The sequence below is a fragment of the Streptomyces sp. NBC_00670 genome (assembly GCF_036226765.1).
Lineage (GTDB): Bacteria > Actinomycetota > Actinomycetes > Streptomycetales > Streptomycetaceae > Streptomyces.
In genome coordinates, this window is record NZ_CP109017.1 from 4,094,226 (window position 1) to 4,111,390 (window position 17,165).

The 17,165-nt window shown below is 73.6% G+C and carries 17 protein-coding genes; 7 read left to right on the forward strand and 10 right to left on the reverse strand.

Annotated elements, in window-relative coordinates; translation table 11 throughout:
- Positions 1–128: 128 nt before the first annotated feature.
- The 4 genes from tilS (at position 129) to folE (ending at position 5,002) form a co-directional block, all read left to right on the forward strand.
- Positions 129–1,334, forward strand: coding sequence for a tRNA lysidine(34) synthetase TilS (tilS, locus tag OIE12_RS18165; protein ID WP_329136623.1), 1,206 nt, complete (start codon positions 129–131; stop codon positions 1,332–1,334).
- Between the two features lie 76 nt (positions 1,335–1,410).
- Positions 1,411–1,971, forward strand: coding sequence for a hypoxanthine phosphoribosyltransferase (gene hpt, locus OIE12_RS18170; RefSeq protein ID WP_030378606.1), 561 nt, complete (start codon positions 1,411–1,413; stop codon positions 1,969–1,971).
- 200 nt (positions 1,972–2,171) lie between these two features.
- On the forward strand, positions 2,172–4,208 hold the full coding sequence (ftsH, locus tag OIE12_RS18175; RefSeq protein WP_329136625.1) for an ATP-dependent zinc metalloprotease FtsH: 2,037 nt from the start codon (positions 2,172–2,174) through the stop codon (positions 4,206–4,208).
- A gap of 188 nt (positions 4,209–4,396) precedes the next feature.
- Entirely contained in the window at positions 4,397–5,002 is a 606-nt protein-coding gene (gene folE, locus OIE12_RS18180; RefSeq protein ID WP_329136626.1) for a GTP cyclohydrolase I FolE, read from the forward strand.
- Positions 5,003–5,027: 25 nt separating this feature from the next.
- Here folE and OIE12_RS18185 read toward each other — a convergent pair whose 3' ends face one another.
- The 5 genes from OIE12_RS18185 to folP form a co-directional block, all read right to left on the reverse strand.
- Positions 5,028–5,525 (reverse strand): DUF3180 domain-containing protein, encoded by a 498-nt coding sequence (locus OIE12_RS18185; RefSeq protein WP_030378603.1) that lies wholly within the window; start codon positions 5,523–5,525, stop codon positions 5,028–5,030.
- 53 nt (positions 5,526–5,578) lie between these two features.
- Positions 5,579–6,187: a 2-amino-4-hydroxy-6-hydroxymethyldihydropteridine diphosphokinase gene (gene folK / locus OIE12_RS18190; RefSeq protein ID WP_329136628.1), complete on the reverse strand. Its 609-nt coding sequence runs from the start codon at positions 6,185–6,187 to the stop codon at positions 5,579–5,581.
- Positions 6,184–6,543: a dihydroneopterin aldolase gene (gene folB, locus OIE12_RS18195; RefSeq protein WP_329136630.1), complete on the reverse strand. Its 360-nt coding sequence runs from the start codon at positions 6,541–6,543 to the stop codon at positions 6,184–6,186. The genes folK and folB overlap by 4 nt, the downstream gene beginning before the upstream one ends.
- 287 nt (positions 6,544–6,830) lie before the next feature.
- Positions 6,831–7,340, reverse strand: a complete 510-nt coding sequence (locus tag OIE12_RS18200; RefSeq protein ID WP_329136632.1) for a nuclear transport factor 2 family protein — start codon at positions 7,338–7,340, stop codon at positions 6,831–6,833.
- Positions 7,337–8,197, reverse strand: a complete 861-nt coding sequence (gene folP, locus OIE12_RS18205; protein ID WP_329136634.1) for a dihydropteroate synthase — start codon at positions 8,195–8,197, stop codon at positions 7,337–7,339. The genes OIE12_RS18200 and folP overlap by 4 nt, the downstream gene beginning before the upstream one ends.
- 147 nt (positions 8,198–8,344) lie before the next feature.
- Here folP and OIE12_RS18210 point away from each other — a divergent pair, with 147 nt between their 5' ends.
- Positions 8,345–9,466, forward strand: a complete 1,122-nt coding sequence (locus OIE12_RS18210) for an alpha/beta hydrolase (protein WP_443053848.1) — start codon at positions 8,345–8,347, stop codon at positions 9,464–9,466.
- Positions 9,467–9,721: 255 nt separating this feature from the next.
- Positions 9,722–11,110, forward strand: a complete 1,389-nt coding sequence (locus OIE12_RS18215; RefSeq protein ID WP_329136636.1) for a hypothetical protein — start codon at positions 9,722–9,724, stop codon at positions 11,108–11,110.
- A 271-nt stretch (positions 11,111–11,381) separates the two neighbouring features.
- Here the strand turns inward: OIE12_RS18215 and OIE12_RS18220 are convergent, their stop codons facing one another.
- Together OIE12_RS18220 and OIE12_RS18225 are read right to left on the reverse strand one after the other, a co-directional pair.
- Positions 11,382–12,713: a PH domain-containing protein gene (locus OIE12_RS18220; protein ID WP_329136638.1), complete on the reverse strand. Its 1,332-nt coding sequence runs from the start codon at positions 12,711–12,713 to the stop codon at positions 11,382–11,384.
- A gap of 59 nt (positions 12,714–12,772) precedes the next feature.
- Entirely contained in the window at positions 12,773–13,327 is a 555-nt protein-coding gene (locus tag OIE12_RS18225) for a PH domain-containing protein (RefSeq protein ID WP_329136640.1), read from the reverse strand.
- 31 nt (positions 13,328–13,358) lie between these two features.
- On the opposite strand from OIE12_RS18225, the gene OIE12_RS18230 reads away from it, so the two are divergent.
- The gene (locus OIE12_RS18230) at positions 13,359–14,510 is read left to right on the forward strand and encodes an NADH-quinone oxidoreductase subunit D (protein ID WP_329136642.1); all 1,152 of its coding nucleotides are present in this window, start codon (positions 13,359–13,361) and stop codon (positions 14,508–14,510) included.
- Between the two features lie 54 nt (positions 14,511–14,564).
- Here OIE12_RS18230 and OIE12_RS18235 read toward each other — a convergent pair whose 3' ends face one another.
- From OIE12_RS18235 to OIE12_RS18245, 3 genes are all read right to left on the reverse strand, one after another.
- Positions 14,565–15,593 (reverse strand): SAM-dependent methyltransferase, encoded by a 1,029-nt coding sequence (locus tag OIE12_RS18235; protein WP_329136643.1) that lies wholly within the window; start codon positions 15,591–15,593, stop codon positions 14,565–14,567.
- Positions 15,594–15,640: 47 nt separating this feature from the next.
- The gene (locus tag OIE12_RS18240; protein WP_329136646.1) at positions 15,641–16,273 is read right to left on the reverse strand and encodes an AAA family ATPase; all 633 of its coding nucleotides are present in this window, start codon (positions 16,271–16,273) and stop codon (positions 15,641–15,643) included.
- Positions 16,274–16,410: 137 nt separating this feature from the next.
- Positions 16,411–17,082 carry a response regulator gene (locus OIE12_RS18245; RefSeq protein ID WP_030378591.1) on the reverse strand — a complete coding sequence of 224 codons (672 nt, stop codon included), beginning with the start codon at positions 17,080–17,082 and terminating at the stop codon, positions 16,411–16,413.
- Positions 17,083–17,165: the final 83 nt, after the last annotated feature.

Sequence of the window (17,165 nt, forward strand, 5' to 3'; positions counted from 1 at the left end):
CCGAGGGACCGTCGGCCCGGGAAAGGCGTGCAATGCTCGGGAAACGCCCCGGTTCTGTCACCATCTACACACTCTGCGTGACCGAACCCGGGGCCAACCCCCCGAAAACTTCATGAAGGGAACCGGACATGGGTCCCCACCCCGCGGTCGCGGCGATACGCCTGGCGGTCCGCCGCGTCCTCCACGACATCCTCACCGAACACACCGCCGACGCCCCTGACGGCGCCGGCGCCCCTCGCCGCGCCCACGTCCCGCTCGCCGGCGTCGGCCGCACCGCGCGGGCGACGACCGCCGCCCACCCCGCACGGTCCGCGCCCCCCGCGCACAGCGACCATCCCGCGCCCCCCGCCGAGGCCGCCCGCCCGCCCCGCGTGCCCGGCGTCTTCCCGGCCGTGCCCGCCCCGCTCGGCCCCGGCCGCCCCGCGCCGCTCGTGCTCGTGGCCTGCTCCGGCGGCGCCGACTCGATGGCGCTCGCCTCCGCCCTCGCCTTCGAGGCGCCCCGGCTCGGCGTCCGGGCCGGCGGCATCACCGTCGACCACGGTCTGCAGGCCGGCTCCGACCAGCGCGCCGAGGAGGTCGTCGAACGCCTGCGCGAGCTCGGTCTCGACCCCGTCGACGCGGTCGCCGTCTCCGTCGGCCGCGACGGAGGCCCCGAGGCCGCCGCCCGCGACGCCCGCTACGCCGCGCTCGACGCCGCCGCGGACCGTCACGGCGCCGCCGCCGTCCTGCTCGGCCACACCCGCGACGACCAGGCCGAGACGGTCCTGCTCGGCCTGGCCCGCGGCTCCGGCATCCGCTCCCTGTCCGGAATGGCGGCGGTCTCGGGGGCCGCCGGCCGTTACCGGCGCCCCTTCCTGCGGCTCGACCGGCAGACCGCCCGCAAGGCCTGCATGGTCCAGTCCCTGCCCGTCTGGGACGACCCGCACAACACCGACCCCGCCTACACCCGCTCCCGGCTGCGCCACGAGGGCCTGCCCGCCCTGGAGAAGGCGCTCGGCAAGGGTGTCGTCGAGGCCCTCGCCCGCACCGCCCAGCTCTCCCGCGACGACGCCGACGCCCTCGACGCCTGGGCCCGCGAGGCCGAGCGGGGCGTACGGGACGACGCCGGACGGCTGGAATGCGCCAAACTCGACGCGCTCCCCCCGGCCGTCCGCCGCCGCATCCTGCGCCGCGCCGCCCTCGCGGCCGGGGCCCCGGGCGGCTCCCTCTTCGCCCGCCACATCGAGGAGGTCGACCGCCTGGTCACCGCCTGGCGAGGTCAGGGAGCCATCAATCTCCCGGGCCGAGTCGTGGTCCGTCGGCAGGGTGGCAGACTGGTGATTCGGCAAGGCTGAATCCGGGCCCCTCCCACCGGACCCTCCGCAGGGGTCGCGCGGTGGCCCGGAATGGCCGGTGGGACGACCGAAAGTGATGCGGGTGGACGCGAAAGACATGGGCACCGACCTCAAAGAGGTGCTCATCACCAAGGAAGAGATCGACGCGAAGCTGGCCGAGCTGGCCGCGAAGATCGACGCGGAGTACGCGGACAAGGACCTGCTGATCGTCGGCGTCCTCAAGGGCGCGGTGATGGTCATGGCCGACCTCGCCCGCGCGCTGTCCACCCCCGTCACGATGGACTGGATGGCGGTCTCCTCCTACGGGGCCGGCACCCAGTCCTCCGGCGTGGTGCGGATCCTCAAGGACCTCGACACCGACATCAAGGGCCGGCACGTCCTGATCGTCGAGGACATCATCGACTCCGGGCTCACCCTGTCCTGGCTGATCTCCAACCTCGGCTCCCGCGAGCCCGCCTCCCTCAAGGTGTGCACGCTGCTGCGCAAGCCGGAGGCGGCCAAGGTCGCCATCGACGTGGAGTGGGTCGGCTTCGACATCGCCAACGAGTTCGTCGTGGGCTACGGCCTCGACTACGCCGAGAAGTACCGCAACCTCCCGTTCGTCGGTACGCTCGCGCCCCACGTCTACGGCGGCTGAACCCCCGGCGGCGGGGCCCCCGCGGCTTCCGCCGGGACGGCCGGGAACCCCTGCGGGTTCCGCGCCGTTGAAGCATGCGAGGACGGGATCGCGGGAACTCCCCTGCGGCGTCGGGTGACGATCCTGGGGTACCGTCCGAAGAACAGTCTTTTATCAAACTCACTATGGCAGGAGGGACGGGGCGGCACCGCTCCGTATGGATGGACGTGAAGCGATACTTCCGTGGGCCGGTCATGTGGATCGTGCTGGCCGTCCTTGCCGTGGTCGTGTTGATGCAGGTCGTCGGCTCCTCCGGCGGCTACAAGACGGTGGACACCGGCCAGGTCGTCCAGGCGATCAACCAGAACAAGGTCGAGTCGGCCAAGGTCACCACCGGCGACGAGCAGGTCATCAAGGTCCAGCTCAAGGACGGCGTCAAGGTCGAGGGCAGCTCGAAGATCCAGGCGAGCTACATCGGCGACCAGGGCGTCAATGTGGCCAACACCCTTCAGGACAAGTACCAGAACAAGCAGATCCCGGACGGCTACACGGTCTCGCCGTCCAAGCAGAACCCGTTCCTCGGGATCCTGCTCTCGCTGCTGCCCTTCGTCCTGATCGTGGTCGTCTTCCTGTTCCTGATGAACCAGATGCAGGGCGGCGGCTCCCGGGTCATGAACTTCGGGAAGTCCAAGGCGAAGCTCATCACCAAGGACACCCCGAAGACGACGTTCTCGGACGTCGCCGGTTCGGACGAGGCGGTCGAGGAGCTCCAGGAGATCAAGGAGTTCCTCCAGGAGCCGGCCAAGTTCCAGGCCGTCGGCGCCAAGATCCCCAAGGGCGTGCTGCTGTATGGCCCGCCCGGAACCGGCAAGACCCTGCTCGCGCGGGCCGTCGCCGGTGAGGCCGGGGTCCCCTTCTATTCGATCTCCGGTTCCGACTTCGTCGAGATGTTCGTCGGTGTCGGTGCCTCCCGGGTCCGTGACCTGTTCGAGCAGGCCAAGGCGAACGCCCCGGCGATCGTCTTCGTCGACGAGATCGACGCGGTCGGCCGCCACCGCGGCGCCGGCCTCGGCGGCGGTCACGACGAGCGCGAGCAGACGCTGAACCAGCTCCTCGTCGAGATGGACGGCTTCGACGTCAAGGGCGGCGTGATCCTCATCGCGGCCACCAACCGGCCCGACATCCTGGACCCGGCGCTGCTGCGCCCCGGCCGTTTCGACCGGCAGATCGCCGTCGACCGTCCGGACATGCAGGGCCGCCTCGAGATCCTCAAGGTCCACCAGAAGGGCAAGCCGGTCGCCCCGGACGTCGACCTGTCGGCCGTCGCCCGACGCACCCCCGGCTTCACCGGTGCCGATCTGTCCAACGTGCTGAACGAGGCCGCGCTCCTCACGGCCCGCAGCGACCGCAAGCTGATCGACAACCACATGCTGGACGAGGCGATCGACCGCGTGGTCGCGGGCCCGCAGAAGCGGACCCGGATCATGTCGGACAAGGAGAAGAAGATCACCGCGTACCACGAGGGCGGTCACGCCCTGGTCGCGGCGGCCTCGCCGAACTCCGACCCGGTCCACAAGATCACGATCCTGTCCAGGGGCCGGGCCCTCGGCTACACGATGGTCCTGCCCGACGAGGACAAGTACTCGACCACGCGCAACGAGATGCTGGACCAGCTCGCCTACATGCTGGGCGGCCGCGCGGCCGAGGAGCTCGTCTTCCACGACCCGACCACGGGTGCGGCCAACGACATCGAGAAGGCCACGTCCACGGCGCGCGCCATGGTCACCCAGTACGGCATGACCGAGCGCCTCGGCGCCATCAAGTTCGGCGGCGACAACACCGAGCCGTTCCTCGGCCGTGAGATGGCCCACCAGCGCGACTACTCGGAAGAGGTCGCCGCGCTGGTGGACGAGGAAGTCAAGAAGCTGATCGAGAACGCGCACAACGAGGCCTGGGAGATCCTGGTCGAGAACCGCGACGTGCTCGACAACCTGGTCCTCGCCCTGCTGGAGAAGGAGACGCTGGGCAAGGAGGAGATCGCCGAGATCTTCGCCCCCATCCACAAGCGTCCCCCGCGGCCCGCGTGGACCGGCTCCTCGCGCCGCACGCCGTCCACCCGCCCGCCGGTGCTCTCCCCCAAGGAGCTCGCACTGACCAACGGGGCCAACGGCACTCCGGCGATCAGCACGGCCAAGTCCACGGCGGCCGAGTCCGCCCCGGCGGCCGAGCCCGCCCCGGAGGACCGCCGGGACAGCTGAGCCCACGGCTCCGGCCGGCCCCGCCGGCCGCCCGTCGGGCCCGGAACAAATGCCGCGTCACCCAGGTTCTAGCCTGGGAGGCGCGGCATTCGTCGTATGCCCGCACGTATGTCCGTACGTATGCGCGGCCCCTACGCACGACGCGTGACAGACCCGAACGCGTCACAGGCTCAGGAACGAGGCACCACATGACCGACCCGGTGACGCTGGACGGTGAGCACACGATCGGCGAGTTCGACGAGAAGCGCGCCGAGAACGCCGTGCGCGAGCTCCTCATCGCCCTGGGAGAGGACCCCGACCGCGAGGGCCTCAGGGACACCCCGGGCCGGGTGGCGCGGGCGTACCGGGAGATATTCGCGGGGCTGTGGCAGCGTCCCGAGGACGTGCTGACCACGACGTTCGACCTGGGCCACGACGAGATGGTCCTGGTGAAGGACATCGAGGTGTACTCGACCTGCGAGCACCACCTGGTGCCGTTCCGCGGTGTGGCGCACGTCGGGTACATCCCGTCGGCCAACGGCAAGATCACCGGTCTGTCGAAGCTGGCCCGGCTCGTGGACGTCTACGCCCGCCGCCCCCAGGTACAGGAGCGGCTCACCACCCAGATCGCCGACTCGCTCATGGAGATCCTCGAACCGCGCGGCGTGATCGTCGTGGTCGAGTGCGAGCACATGTGCATGTCGATGCGGGGCATCCGCAAGCCCGGCGCCAAGACGATCACCTCGGCGGTGCGCGGCCAGCTCCGCGACGCCGCCACCCGCAACGAGGCGATGAGCCTGATCATGGCGCGCTGAGCTTCGCAGCGACGGAGGACGGTGGTCAGGCGGCGGCCGCGGTGCCGTCGTTGTCGCTGTTGTCGTCGTCCCCGTCCTCCGGGAGCTTGCAGACGCGCTCCAGGAAGAGGGCGGCCGCTATGACCGCGATGCCGCCCACGACCGAGAAGCCGGCGTAGATCGCCTGGTCCCGGCGGGCGGGGAAGTCGAGGTACTCAAGGAGGAGGGCGCCCGTGCCGCCGTACATGCCGGCGACGAGCGCGGCGACCAGGGCGCTGGCCTGGCCGAAGACGACCGCGCGGGCGGCCATCAGGGGGTCCACGCCCTTCGCCCCGGGCCGGCGCTCGCGCTGGGCCCGCAGCCGGGCGCGCAGCGACAGCGCGGTGGCCAGCAGGACCACGGCGATCAGCGCCAGTACGATCGGCGCGGCCAGCGGGACGCTCGGCAGGGTCCCCACCGCCATCCACAGGCGGGCGCCCGACCAGGACAGCACTCCGGCCACCACGAACACCGCCGCCAGCGTCCTGATGCGCAGCTCTTCCACGGTGCCCCTTCGTCGGTGTCGAGCGGTCGTTCCGGCTCGGTAGACCTTAACGACTACTCGGGCAGCCGGAGTTCCAGGTCGGCGCGCGGCGTCACGCCTTCACGGGTGATCCCGTCGAGCAGTTCGGCCACCGGGCCGCGCCCGGGCAGCGCCGCCGCGGGATCCACGTCGTGCCAGGGCGCCAGGACGAAGGCCCGCTCGTGCGCGCGGGGGTGGGGGAGGGTGAGCACCGGGTCGTCGGAGACGACGTCGTCGTAGGACACGATGTCCACGTCGAGGGTGCGCGGCCCCCAGCGCTCGTCCCGGACCCGGTGGAAGGCCTCCTCCACCGCGTGCGCCCGCTCCAGGAGCGAGGACGGCGGCAGGGTCGTCCTCAGCACGGCCACCGCGTTGAAGTACGACGGCTGGCTGCCGGGCTCGACGCCCCACGGCTCCGTCTCGTAGACGGGGGAGACCGCCTTGACGCGGACGCCGGGCGTGTCCTCCAGGGCGTCGACGGCGCCCTGGAGCGTCTCCAGGCGGTTGCCGAGGTTGGAGCCCAGGGAGAGCACCGCGCGCCGGGGGTTCTGGAGCGTGCTGTCGGCGGCGTCCACGCGCGCGGTCACCGCGGCGGGCACGGGCTGGACCACCGGGTCGCTGGGACCGGGGGTGAAGGCTGTCATACGCGGCTCCGGGTGAGGGTGACGGTCACGTCGTCGAACGGCACGGTGATGGGGGCCTCGGGCTTGTGCACGCACACCTCGACCTCCTGGACCGGCTCGTGCCGCAGGCAGGCGTCGGCGATGCGCTGGGCGAGCGTCTCGATCAGGTCGACGGGGTCGCCCGCGACGAGGGCGGCGATCTCCTCGGCGACGATGCCGTAGTGCACCGTCTTCGTCAGGTCGTCGTCCGCCGCGGCGGGGCGGGTGTCCAGGCCGAGGACCACGTCCACCACGAAGGTCTGGCCCCGCTCGCGTTCCTCGGGGAACACGCCGTGGTGCCCGCGGGCCCTCAGGCCGCGCAACGCGACACGATCCACGCGCCTCACTCCTGCGTCTCGTACGGGAACGGCCGGGCAGCGGCCGTCGGGGCCATATGCGGGCGGCATACCGGCCACGAACGAATCTACCCGCGCCCACTGACAGCACCCCCGCACGGGGGCACGGCCTGGACGACGGCCGGAACGGGCCGCTCCGGCCGCCCCACCTGGGCGAAGGGCGCCACCGGGCGGGCCGCCGCACGGGGGCCGTGAATTCCCCCACGTCCAGCATGCGGAGGGACGTTCCGGGGCGTTCCGGCCCGTACCGGCCGGGCGGAGGGGTTCGCTCAGGCCGTCGCGTCCGGCGTGCCGTCCGGCTCCCCGCCGTCGGATTCGGCCAGCACCGGGGAGGCGTGGTGGGACCACAGCCGCCAGCCGTCCGGCGTGCGCCGGAAGACGTTGGTGGCGACCACCAGCTGGCCGACGAGCGGACCCGGCTCGTCGCCGTCCTCCGCGGGTCCGCCGCTGAGGATGTTCTCGGTGCACGTGACCAGCGCGGTGTCGCCGGTCACCGACACGTGCACGTCGGTCAGGAAGAACTGGATGTACTCCGTGTTCGCCATGATCAGCGCGTACGACCGCAGCACCTCGCCGCGCCCGGTGAGCACCGGCCAGCCGGGATGGACGCAGGAGATCACCCCGGCCTCGGCGGGGTCGTGGTACTCCTCGTCGACGCCCACGTCGGACGGGGTCAGCCACATCGACGACAGTTCCTCGAAGTCGCCGCGCTCCATCGCCTCGTAGAAGGCGGTGTTGGCCTGTTCGACCTGTTCGACGTCGAGGTGGGGAGCGGTCATCGGGCTCCTTCCACGGCACGGGCGACACGCACGGCGTCGGCGGTCGCGCGCACCTCGTGCACCCGGACCGCCCAGGCGCCCGCCTGCGCGGCCAGCGCGGAGACGGCCGCCGTGGCGGCGTCCCGCTCCCGCGCGGGCGGCGGGGCGCCGTCCGGACCGGCCAGCACCCGGCCCAGGAACCGCTTGCGGGAGGCGGCGACCAGCAGCGGGTGGCCGAGGCCGAGCACCCGGTCCAGGCGGGCCAGCAGGGCGAGGTCGTGGTCGACGTCCTTGGAGAAGCCGAGCCCCGGGTCGACCACGACCCGGTCGGGCGCGACGCCGCCGGCCAGCACGGCCTCCACGCGCGCGTGGAGCTCGTCGACGACCTCGGTGACGACGTCCTCGTACACCCCCCTGACGTTGCCGCCCTCCAGGAAGCCGCGCCAGTGCATGACGACGAAGGGGGCGCCCGAGGCGGCGACGACGGGGACCATCGCCGGGTCGGCCAGGCCGCCGCTGACGTCGTTGACCAGGACGGCACCGGCGGCGAGCGCCTGCTCGGCGACCCGCGCGCGCATGGTGTCGACGGAGACGACGACCCCCTCGGAGGCCAGGCCCCGCACGACGGGGACGACGCGGCGCAGCTCCTCCGCCTCGTCGACGCGGGTGGCGCCGGGCCGGGTGGACTCGCCGCCGACGTCGACGAGGTCGGCGCCCTCCGCGACGAGGTCCAGGCCGTGCTTGACGGCGACGGTGGTGTCGAACCAGCGGCCCCCGTCGGAGAAGGAGTCGGGCGTCACGTTGACGACGCCCATGACCGCACAGCGGTCCCATGTCGGCAGTCCACCCACGGGGCTCCGCCCGGTCTTGTCGCGCATGTGTTCAGCGTAGGCGGCGCACGCGCCTGATGAGGGACACGGGGCAATGCCCCTGAGGGACACGGGGCAACGCCCCTGAGGGGTGCGGGGCATAACCTGTTTCCTCCCGGTTCGCCGGACCTGCCGGTACAGGCGAAGGGACGCCCCGTGGGCCTCACCAGCACCCCCACCCTCCTCACGACCACACTGTGCGCCACCGCACTGCTCACCGGAGCCGTCTGGTGCTGGCCCCGCCTGGCCCGCACCACCTGGCGGACCGTCGGCGGCCGCGTCGGCCTGCTGCTGGCCACCCAGCTCGCGCTCTTCGCCTGCGTCGTCCTGGCCGCCAACCGGAGCTTCGGCTTCTACGCGAGCTGGGCGGACCTCTTCGGCCAGGAGCGGGGCGAGGGTGTGGTCGTCGACCACACTCCGTACGGCACGGGCGGCCAGGGCGGCGCGGGCGGAGCGCTCCGCGTCGTCGGCCTCCGCGACGCGGACGGGACCGGCGGACGGATCCAGCGCGTCCGCGTCGTCGGCCGTACGACCCGGATCGCCACGCCCGCGCTGGTCTACCTGCCGCCGGAGTACTTCCAGCCCCGCTACCGCACCCGCACGTTCCCCGTCGCCGTCGTGCTCACCGGCTACCCGGGCACGGCCGAGGCGCTGGTCCGGGGGCTGCGCTACCCGCGGACGGCCCACCGGCTGGCCGCGGCGGGACGGATGCGCCCCATGGTGCTCGTGATGCTGCGGCCCACCGTGGCGCCGCCGCGCGACACGGAGTGCGCGGACGTCCCGGGCGGTCCGCGTACCGAGTCGTTCTTCGCCGAGGACCTGCCCGCGGCCGTCCGCGTGCACTACCGGGTGGACCGCGCGCCCGCCGGCTGGGGTGTCGTCGGCGACTCCACGGGCGGCTACTGCGCACTGAAACTGGCCATGCATCACCCGGAGGTCTACGCCGCCGGGGCGGGCCTGTCGCCGTACTACCGGGCGCCGGTCGACCGCACCACCGGCGACCTCTACGGCGGCGACCGGAACCTGCGCGACCGCGCCGACCTGTGGTGGTGCCTCGCCCACCTGCCCGCGCCGGACACCTCACTGCTCGTCAGCAGCAGCCGCACGGGCGAGAACAACTACAAGGACACGCTGGAGTTCATAAGGCGGGTGAAGGCCAAGGGGGTCACCCGGATCTCGTCGATCATCCTGGACAGCGGCGGCCACAACTTCAACACCTGGCGGCGGGAGATCCCGGCGACGCTGCGGTGGATGAGCGACCGGATCGGCGAGCGGTAATTCGCGGTGCAATGGGCGAGGGTGGCGTATGCGCAGGTCAGGTGGTGTGTGCGGGGCCGGAATTCCGCGCTGTCCGGCACCCTGGACCCCCGCCATGAATGATCTTGAAAGCGCGCCGCCGTAACTCCCGCGCACCGCCCCCGCACTTCCCGTCCGCGCCCCTGGTACGGCTGATGCGGGGTGAAGCTTTCGGTGTGGCCGTGTTTTTACCGGGCGGGGCACCATCATTCGCCTACGCGCGGTAAGTTTCTGGCCATGCCACGTGGACGCCACCGTCATTCCCCGCCCCTGCACCGGCTGTTGCCCCCCTCGGTGATCGCAGGCGTCTCGGTCGTCTGCGCCGTGGGGCCCTGGTTGTTCACGGAAGCCGCGCTGCTCCGTGGGCTGGCCGCGGGTGCCGCGGTGACGACGGTCGTCGGCACGTTCGTCATGCGCCGCTGGGACGTCGCGGCCGGCAAGCGCGTCGCCGACCTCACGCGCGCGCGGGCGAGCGACGAGTGGCGGCACGAGGAGCGGGTCGCGGAGCTCGAGACCGACATCGAGGAGTCGCGCGAGCTGCGCCAGAAGCTGGAGCAGAAGCTGCGCGGCAAGCGGACGGAGCTCGCCCGGCTGCGCAACGAGCACGCCGCGCTGCTGCGCCGGTACGCCACGGCGGAGACGGAGCGGGCGAGCGCCCTGGAGGGCCGCCGCCTGCTGGAGATAGAGGCGGCACCGGAGGCGGAGGAGTCCGCGCCGGAGGACACGGCGGCGTCGGACGTGGCGACGACGGCCGCCACGACGGCCGAGGCCGGTGCGACGACCGCCGCCACGGCGGCCGGGAGCGACGCCGACGCGTCGGCACCGGCGGCCTCCGAGGCGCCCCGGGCGTTCTCCCCGGCCGGCGCGAAGCTCTTCCGGCAGGCCGGGTCCGCGCTGGAGCGTCTGGTGCGCGAGGGCGCCGCCGACAAGGCCGACGGCGCCGACGAGGAGGCGGACGCCTCGGAGCCCGCCTCCGTCACCGAGGACGCGTCCGACCCCGTCGAGCACGCGGCCGCCGGGGCGGAGGCGTCCGAGGCGGCCGCGGAGGGCGACGACCTTCCCGAGCCGGCCGCCGAGGCCGCCGCGCACGGGCAGGAGCCCGAGGGGAAGCAGGACGGCGAGGGCGGCTCGCCCGACGACCGCGGTCCGCAGGACGACCCGCCGACCCGCGCCCCCCGACAGCGCTCCGCCGAGGACGCGGCCGCCGCGGCCGACGCCCCCGCGCAGGACACCGCCGCCCACGGGCCGACGGACTCTGCGGCGGCCCCCGCCCCCGAGCACGCCGCACCCGCCTCCCTGGGCCGGCCGGCCGGACCCGGGCACTTCACCGTGCCGACCGCGGTCGCCGTCGTACCGACCGAGGCTCCCCGGCGCCCCTCCGTCCAGGGCGGTTTCGACTTCTTCGGCACCCAGAAGACGGCCCCCGAGCGCACGGCGGACTCCGTGCACAACGAGGACCTCGCGGACGTCGTCGGCCAGGAGGCGCTCGCGCTGCACAAGGCGGAGGCCGAGTCCGGCTTCAAGCCGGCCGGCCCCGAGGTGCGGGCCGGACAGGTCATCGACCTGACCGAGCACGACGAGACCGAGCAGATCGACATCGAGGGTCTCCGCACGGCGGCGTCGTAGGCCGGGCGCACCCGACCGGGGGCCATCCCGGCCCCGACCATGCCAGGGCGGCCACCGGCGTCCCTGAGGGGGGCGCGAGCCGCCGCCGCGCCCCCCTCAGGAGCGCAAGGCCGCATCCGATCTGCGGCTCCGCCGCGTGGGCGCGGCCGGCCCCCATCGGCCGTCGGCCGGCACCACGCCCGCAGCGCTCAGCGGCCGCCCACGGCGGCTCGAGACCGGCCCGGCTCCCGGAGGCCGCTTCCGGCCCCGGAGGCCGCCACTCAACGCCCGCTCACGCCATCCAGCGATCCGGGCGGGCCGCCCGGCGTCCCGTGCGGGAGCGGTCCGCCTGGGCGCGCAGGAGGGCCGCCGCCTCGCCCGCGTCCCGCAGCCGGGCCGTGACCGTGCCGCCCGCGCCGTTGTCCACGTGCACCGAGGCCAGTCCGTGCAGCCGTGCCCACGGCCCCTGCGTCAGCCGTACGCTCTGCACCTTCGCGTGCGGGACCAGGGCGAGCCGGCGGCGCAGCAGCCCGCGCCCGGCGGCGAACACCGTGTCCGTCACCGCGAGCCCGTGGCCCCGCCACCACACCGGCAGACAACGGCCCGCCCGGCGCGGCGGGCGCGACAGACCGGCCGGCACGGTGACGCCCGGGAGTATCCGGGCCACCACCGCCTCCGCGACCTCGCGCGGGGCGACCGGCACCAGCAGCGAGTTGGACGACCCGGCGACGTCCAGCTCCACCCGCACCCAGTCGCGCCGCCGCCACAGCACCGGCTGCACGAACCGCACGGTCTGCACCCGCCCCGGCGGCACGGTCTCGTGCGCGCGGTCGAGCAGTCCGCGGTCGATGCGGAGCCCGTCGGGCGACTCGCCCACCGTCCAGTCGTACTCGGTGGCGAACCGGCCCACGCTGCCCGCGCCGGCCGCGCCGAGCAGCGGCAGCGCGGTCGCCAGCACTGTCCACAGGTTGTGGGTGGCGAGCCACAGCAGTGCCGGAACGACGAGCGCGCCGGCCGGCGCGGCCCAGTTGGTGACGGTCAGCAGCAGCGAGACGGCGAGCCGGCCGGGCGGCACGCGCAGCAGTCGGCGGGCCGGTGCCTCGCCCACCCGGTGCGCGGTCTCGGGCGCGAAACCGGCCGCGCGGGCGAGGAGTTCGGCGCGCAGGGCGCGGGCCTCGGACTGGCCCAGATAGGCCAGCTCGTCCTTCTTGTCGACGCCTATGACGTCCAGCCGCAGCTTGGCCACGCCCGCGACCCGGGCGAGCAGCGGCTGGGTGACGTCGACCGCCTGGAGCCGTTCGAGCCGGATGTGCGCGGTGCGGCGGAACAGCAGTCCGGTGCGGATGCGCAGCTCGCTTTCGGTGACCGAGAAGTGGGTGAACCACCAGCTCAGGAAGCCGTACAGGGCGGCGGCCGGGACGAGGACGGCGAGGGCGAGCAGCAGGGTGGTGGTGGCCAGCCGGTCCAGCTGGCGCTGCGTCTGGTCGGGGTCGTGCACGGCCCAGCCGAAGACGACGGCGACCGGCGCCCAGGCGCGCCGGAACGGCGTGACGGGGTGCAGCCGCCGCTCACCGGGCCGGGGCCCCGCGCCGGTGTGCGTCTTCGGCGCGGAATGCTCCCGCACGCCCGGCACACGCTCCTCCGGGGCCTCCGCCGCACGCTCCCCCCGCGCCCCCTCGCCCGTCACAGCCCCGCCGATCGGGCCTCGCCGAGCCGGGTGAGGTGGTCGCGCAGGCGCTCGGCCTCGACGGGGGCGAGGCCCGGGATCGTCGCGTCCGTGGCCGCGGCCGCCGTGTGCAGCTGCACGGTCGCCAGTCCGAACCGCCGTTCGACGGGGCCGGAGGAGACCTCCACCAGCTGCATCCTGCCGTACGGCACCACGGTCTCCTCGCGCCACAGCACGCCCCGGCTGATCAGCAGCTCGTCCGCGCGCTCGGCGTACCGCCAGGAGCGCCAGTTGCGGCCGAGCAGCACCCAGCCCCAGGCGAGGGCGACGAGCGGCAGCAGCGCGAACAGCGCCCAGCCGGGCCCGGCCAGCAGCCCCGGCAGCAGCCCGGCGGCGAGGGCCGCGGGCACGAGCCACAGCACCAGCAGCAGCCGCCGCATCCGCAGCAGTCCGGGCGGAAGCCCGCGCCACACGGGCTCGCCGCCCACGCCCGTACCGGCGTCACCGCCGTCGGCCGCGCCCCCGTGCCCGCCGTCCGCCGCGGTACCGGCCGCGGTGCTCCCCTGCTCCATGCCGCAAGCGTACGTACGAGAGACTGGTGCCATGACTCCCACGACGGAGACCACGGTCGGTATCGGCGGCGCCGCGGAGAGCACCGACATGGTGCTCAACATCGGCCCCCAGCACCCCTCCACGCACGGCGTGCTGCGGCTGCGCCTCGTACTGGACGGCGAGCGGATCCTGAGCGCCGAGCCGGTGATCGGCTATATGCACCGGGGTGCCGAGAAGCTGTTCGAGGCGCGCGACTACCGCCAGATCATCGTGCTCGCCAACCGCCACGACTGGCTGTCGGCCTTCGCCAACGAACTGGGCGTCGTCCTCGCCGTCGAACGGATGCTCGGCATGGAGGTCCCCGGCCGCGCGGTCTGGATCCGCACGCTGCTCGCGGAGCTGAACCGGGTGCTCAACCACCTGATGTTCCTCGGTTCGTACCCGCTGGAGCTCGGCGGCATCACGCCGATGTTCTACGCGTTCCGGGAGCGCGAGGAGATCCAGCACGTCATGGAGGAGGTCTCCGGCGGGCGGCTGCACTACATGTTCAACCGGGTCGGCGGCCTCAAGGAGGACCTGCCCGCCGGATGGACCGCACGCGCGCGCGGAGCCGTCGCCGCCGTCCGCTCCCGCATGGACGTCTACGACGACCTGGTGCTCGGCAACGAGATCTTCCGCGGCCGTACCCGCGGGGTCGGCGTCCTGGCGCCCGAGGCCGTGCACGCCTACGGAGTGAGCGGCCCCATCGCGCGCGCGTCCGGGGTCGACTTCGATCTGCGGCGGGACGAGCCGTACCTGGCGTACGGGGAGCTCCAGGACGTCCTGAAGGTCGTCATTCGGGACGAGGGCGACTGCCTGGCCCGCTTCGAGTGCCTGCTGGAGCAGACCCACAACGCCCTCGACCTCGCCGACGCCTGCCTGGACCGGCTCGCCGAGCTGCCGCCGGGCCCGGTCAACCAGCGCCTGCCCAAGGTGCTCAAGGCCCCCGAGGGCCACACCTACGCCTGGACCGAGAACCCGCTCGGGATCAACGGTTACTACCTGGTCAGCAAGGGCGACAAGACGCCGTACCGGCTCAAGCTGCGCTCGGCCTCGTACAACAACATCCAGGCGCTCACCGAACTGCTGCCGGGGACGCTGGTCGCGGACATGGTGGCCATCCTGGGGTCGATGTTCTTCGTGGTCGGCGACATCGACAAGTAGGGCGGCACGCGGGGCGGCACGCGGAAATCGTGCTCCTTGTAGGGGCGCGTCCGCTTATAGAGGCACGTCCGCGATGCCGACCGGCTGGAGCAGCCACCCGAAGTCGCCGAGACCGCCCGGGGCGGTCAGCTCGGCGGCCTCGCCGGCCGACGCCAGGGCGCGTACGTACGCCGCCGGGTCGGTGGTGGCCAGTGCGAGCGGGGGACGGGCGCCGGTGACGTCCAGGGCGCGCAGAGCCTCCCGCTGGGGCAGCAGCCGGGCGCCGGGGCCCGCGCAGGCGTCCAGGGCGACGTGCGCGGTGAGGTCGCGGGCGCCGTCGGGCACGGGGCGCGTCTCACGGCCCGCCCGGAACCCGGTGAGGGTCCCGAAGGGCGGCCGGGCGTCCCTGGTGTGCGCGTAGTCGACGGCGACGGCCAGCCCCCGGCCGAGTGAGGCGAGGGCCGAGGCCCAGGCGGCGTCCCGGGGCAGCCCGATCTCGGCGCGCAGGCCCTCCCGGGCGCGAGGATTCTCGTCCTCGGGCAGCGGCCACCACCGCTCCAGCCACTCCGCCTCCGGCCCGGTGACGGGCTCCCCGAGGCGTTCGGTGCCGTCCCGCCGCACGAGGACCCGGCGCCGTACCCCGGCCGCGTCCGTCTCCGCCACGTCCACGGGCACGTTGTCGAGCCACTCGTTGGCGAACAGGAGCCCGGTGACGCCCTCGGGGGGCTCGGTCAGCCAGGTGACGCGGGGGTCGAGTCCCTCGGGACGGCCGGCGATTTCGACGGCGTACGCGCGCGTGCGGGACGCGAGCTCTCCGGGGAGCGCGGCGAGGACACCGGCGGCGAGTTCCCCGCGGCCGGTCGCCATGTCGACGAAGGCCAGTTCGGCGGGGCGGTCCAGCGCCGTGTCGATCCGGGCGAGCAGCCGGGCCACGGCGGCCGCGTAGAGCGGCGAGGCGTGTACGGACGTACGGAAGTGTCCGGCGGGTCCCTCGGGTCCCTGGCGCCGGTAGAAGCCCTCCGGCCCGTACAGGGCCTCCTGGGCGGCTTCCCGCCACCCCTGCCACTCGGGCCCGGGCCCCTCGTCCGCCGTTTCCTCGCTCACCCGCACAGGCTATGTGCCGCCGCGTGCGCGGACGCGGACCGGGCGGGTCAGTCGAAGCGGATGTGCCGGAGCCCGATCCGCGCCTGGCGCGCCCGGGTGCGCAGCCGGCCCTCGTGGTTAGGGCGGAGTGTCAGGCCGGCCAGGACGGCGATGCGGTCGGCGGTCTTCGGCACCGTCGAGTGGTCGGTCCACAGGTGCTCGGCGAACTCCGGCTCGCGCAGCCGTTCGAGGCAGTGGTCGAGCCGCTGGACCGCCCAGCTCTCCCGGCGCGGCCCGGTGCGCCGGGAGACGGCGCGCCCGACCAGTTCGCCGGGGCCGCGCTCGCGCAGCCGCCGCAGGACGGTCTCGCGCTCCGCGAGCAGTGAGAAGTGCCGTACGTCGTGGCCGAGTTCGCGCAGCCTGCCGACGGTCTCGGCGAAGTACCCGGGGTCGGTGACCGTCATCGGGGCGATCACCACGCCGTCGTGCCTGCTCAGGGTGAGGTCGAGGACCTCCACGACGCCCTGCCGCCAGGAGACGAGGTCCTGGAAGTCTCCCCGCAGCTCCGGCGGGAGCATGCGGTGCAGCCCGAAACCGGCGTGCTCGGGGTCGCAGACGACGCTGCCGGGCAACCGCCGCCGTATCTCGTACGCGGTCTGTGTCTTGCCGCCCCCGAAGGGCCCGTTGATCCACAGGAGCATGCGCAGACCCTAGTGGTACGGCGCCGGGCGGACGGCCACGTTCGGCCGATCCGGCGCAGCGGCCCTCCCGCAGGCCGCAGGGGCCCCTTCCGCCGGCCGTCGGGGCCCTTCCGCCGGCCGTCGGGGCCGGGCTTCCGTCAGCCGTTGCCGCCCGCGCGGACCAGGCCCGTCTCGTACGCCAGGACCACGACCTGCACCCGGTCCCGCAGCCCCAGCTTGGTGAGTATGCGGCCCACATGGGTCTTCACCGTGGCCTCGGAGAGCACCAGCCGGGCCGCGATCTCACCGTTGGACAGGCCCTGCGCGACCAGCACCATCACCTCGCGTTCGCGTTCGGTGAGCCGCTCCAGACCCTCGTGCCGGGGCCGGGCCGTCGTCTCGGGAAGCATCGGAGCGAAGCGGTCGAGCAGCCGGCGCGTGGTGGACGGGGCGACCACCGCGTCCCCGCTGTGCACGGAGCGGATCGCGGCGAGGAGCTCGCCGGGCGGCACGTCCTTGAGCATGAAGCCGGAGGCCCCCGCCTTGAGCCCGGAGAACGCGTACTCGTCGAGGTCGAACGTGGTCAGGATCAGCACCTTGGGCGGATCGGGCTGGGCGCAGATCCGGCGGGTGGTCTCCACGCCGTCCAGCTTCGGCATGCGGACGTCCATCAGGACGACGTCGACCGCGGTCGCGCGCAGCGCCGCCAGCGCCGCGACGCCGTCGCCCGCCTCCGCGACGACCTCCATGTCCGGCTGGGCGGCGAGCACCATGCGGAAGCCGGTGCGCAGCAGCTCCTGGTCGTCGACGAGCATCACGCGGATCGACATGGCGGTGTCCTCACATCGTCTGGCGGGTTTCCGAAGGTGCGTCTGAAGATCTCAGAGGTGCGTCTGGCGGGTTCTCGAAGGTG

Excerpts from the sequence above, each read along its gene's own strand:
- tilS (WP_329136623.1), top strand. The coding sequence starts at position 129 with ATGGGTCCCCACCCCGCGGTCGCGGCGATACGCCTGGCGGTCCGCCGC.
- hpt (WP_030378606.1), top strand. The coding sequence starts at position 1,411 with ATGCGGGTGGACGCGAAAGACATGGGCACCGACCTCAAAGAGGTGCTC.
- ftsH (WP_329136625.1), top strand. The coding sequence starts at position 2,172 with ATGGACGTGAAGCGATACTTCCGTGGGCCGGTCATGTGGATCGTGCTG.
- folE (WP_329136626.1), top strand. The coding sequence starts at position 4,397 with ATGACCGACCCGGTGACGCTGGACGGTGAGCACACGATCGGCGAGTTC.
- folK (WP_329136628.1), bottom strand. The coding sequence starts at position 6,187 with ATGACAGCCTTCACCCCCGGTCCCAGCGACCCGGTGGTCCAGCCCGTG.
- OIE12_RS18200 (WP_329136632.1), bottom strand. The coding sequence starts at position 7,340 with ATGACCGCTCCCCACCTCGACGTCGAACAGGTCGAACAGGCCAACACC.
- folP (WP_329136634.1), bottom strand. The coding sequence starts at position 8,197 with ATGCGCGACAAGACCGGGCGGAGCCCCGTGGGTGGACTGCCGACATGG.
- OIE12_RS18215 (WP_329136636.1), top strand. The coding sequence starts at position 9,722 with ATGCCACGTGGACGCCACCGTCATTCCCCGCCCCTGCACCGGCTGTTG.
- OIE12_RS18225 (WP_329136640.1), bottom strand. The coding sequence starts at position 13,327 with ATGGAGCAGGGGAGCACCGCGGCCGGTACCGCGGCGGACGGCGGGCAC.
- OIE12_RS18230 (WP_329136642.1), top strand. The coding sequence starts at position 13,359 with ATGACTCCCACGACGGAGACCACGGTCGGTATCGGCGGCGCCGCGGAG.
- OIE12_RS18240 (WP_329136646.1), bottom strand. The coding sequence starts at position 16,273 with ATGCTCCTGTGGATCAACGGGCCCTTCGGGGGCGGCAAGACACAGACC.
- OIE12_RS18245 (WP_030378591.1), bottom strand. The coding sequence starts at position 17,082 with ATGTCGATCCGCGTGATGCTCGTCGACGACCAGGAGCTGCTGCGCACC.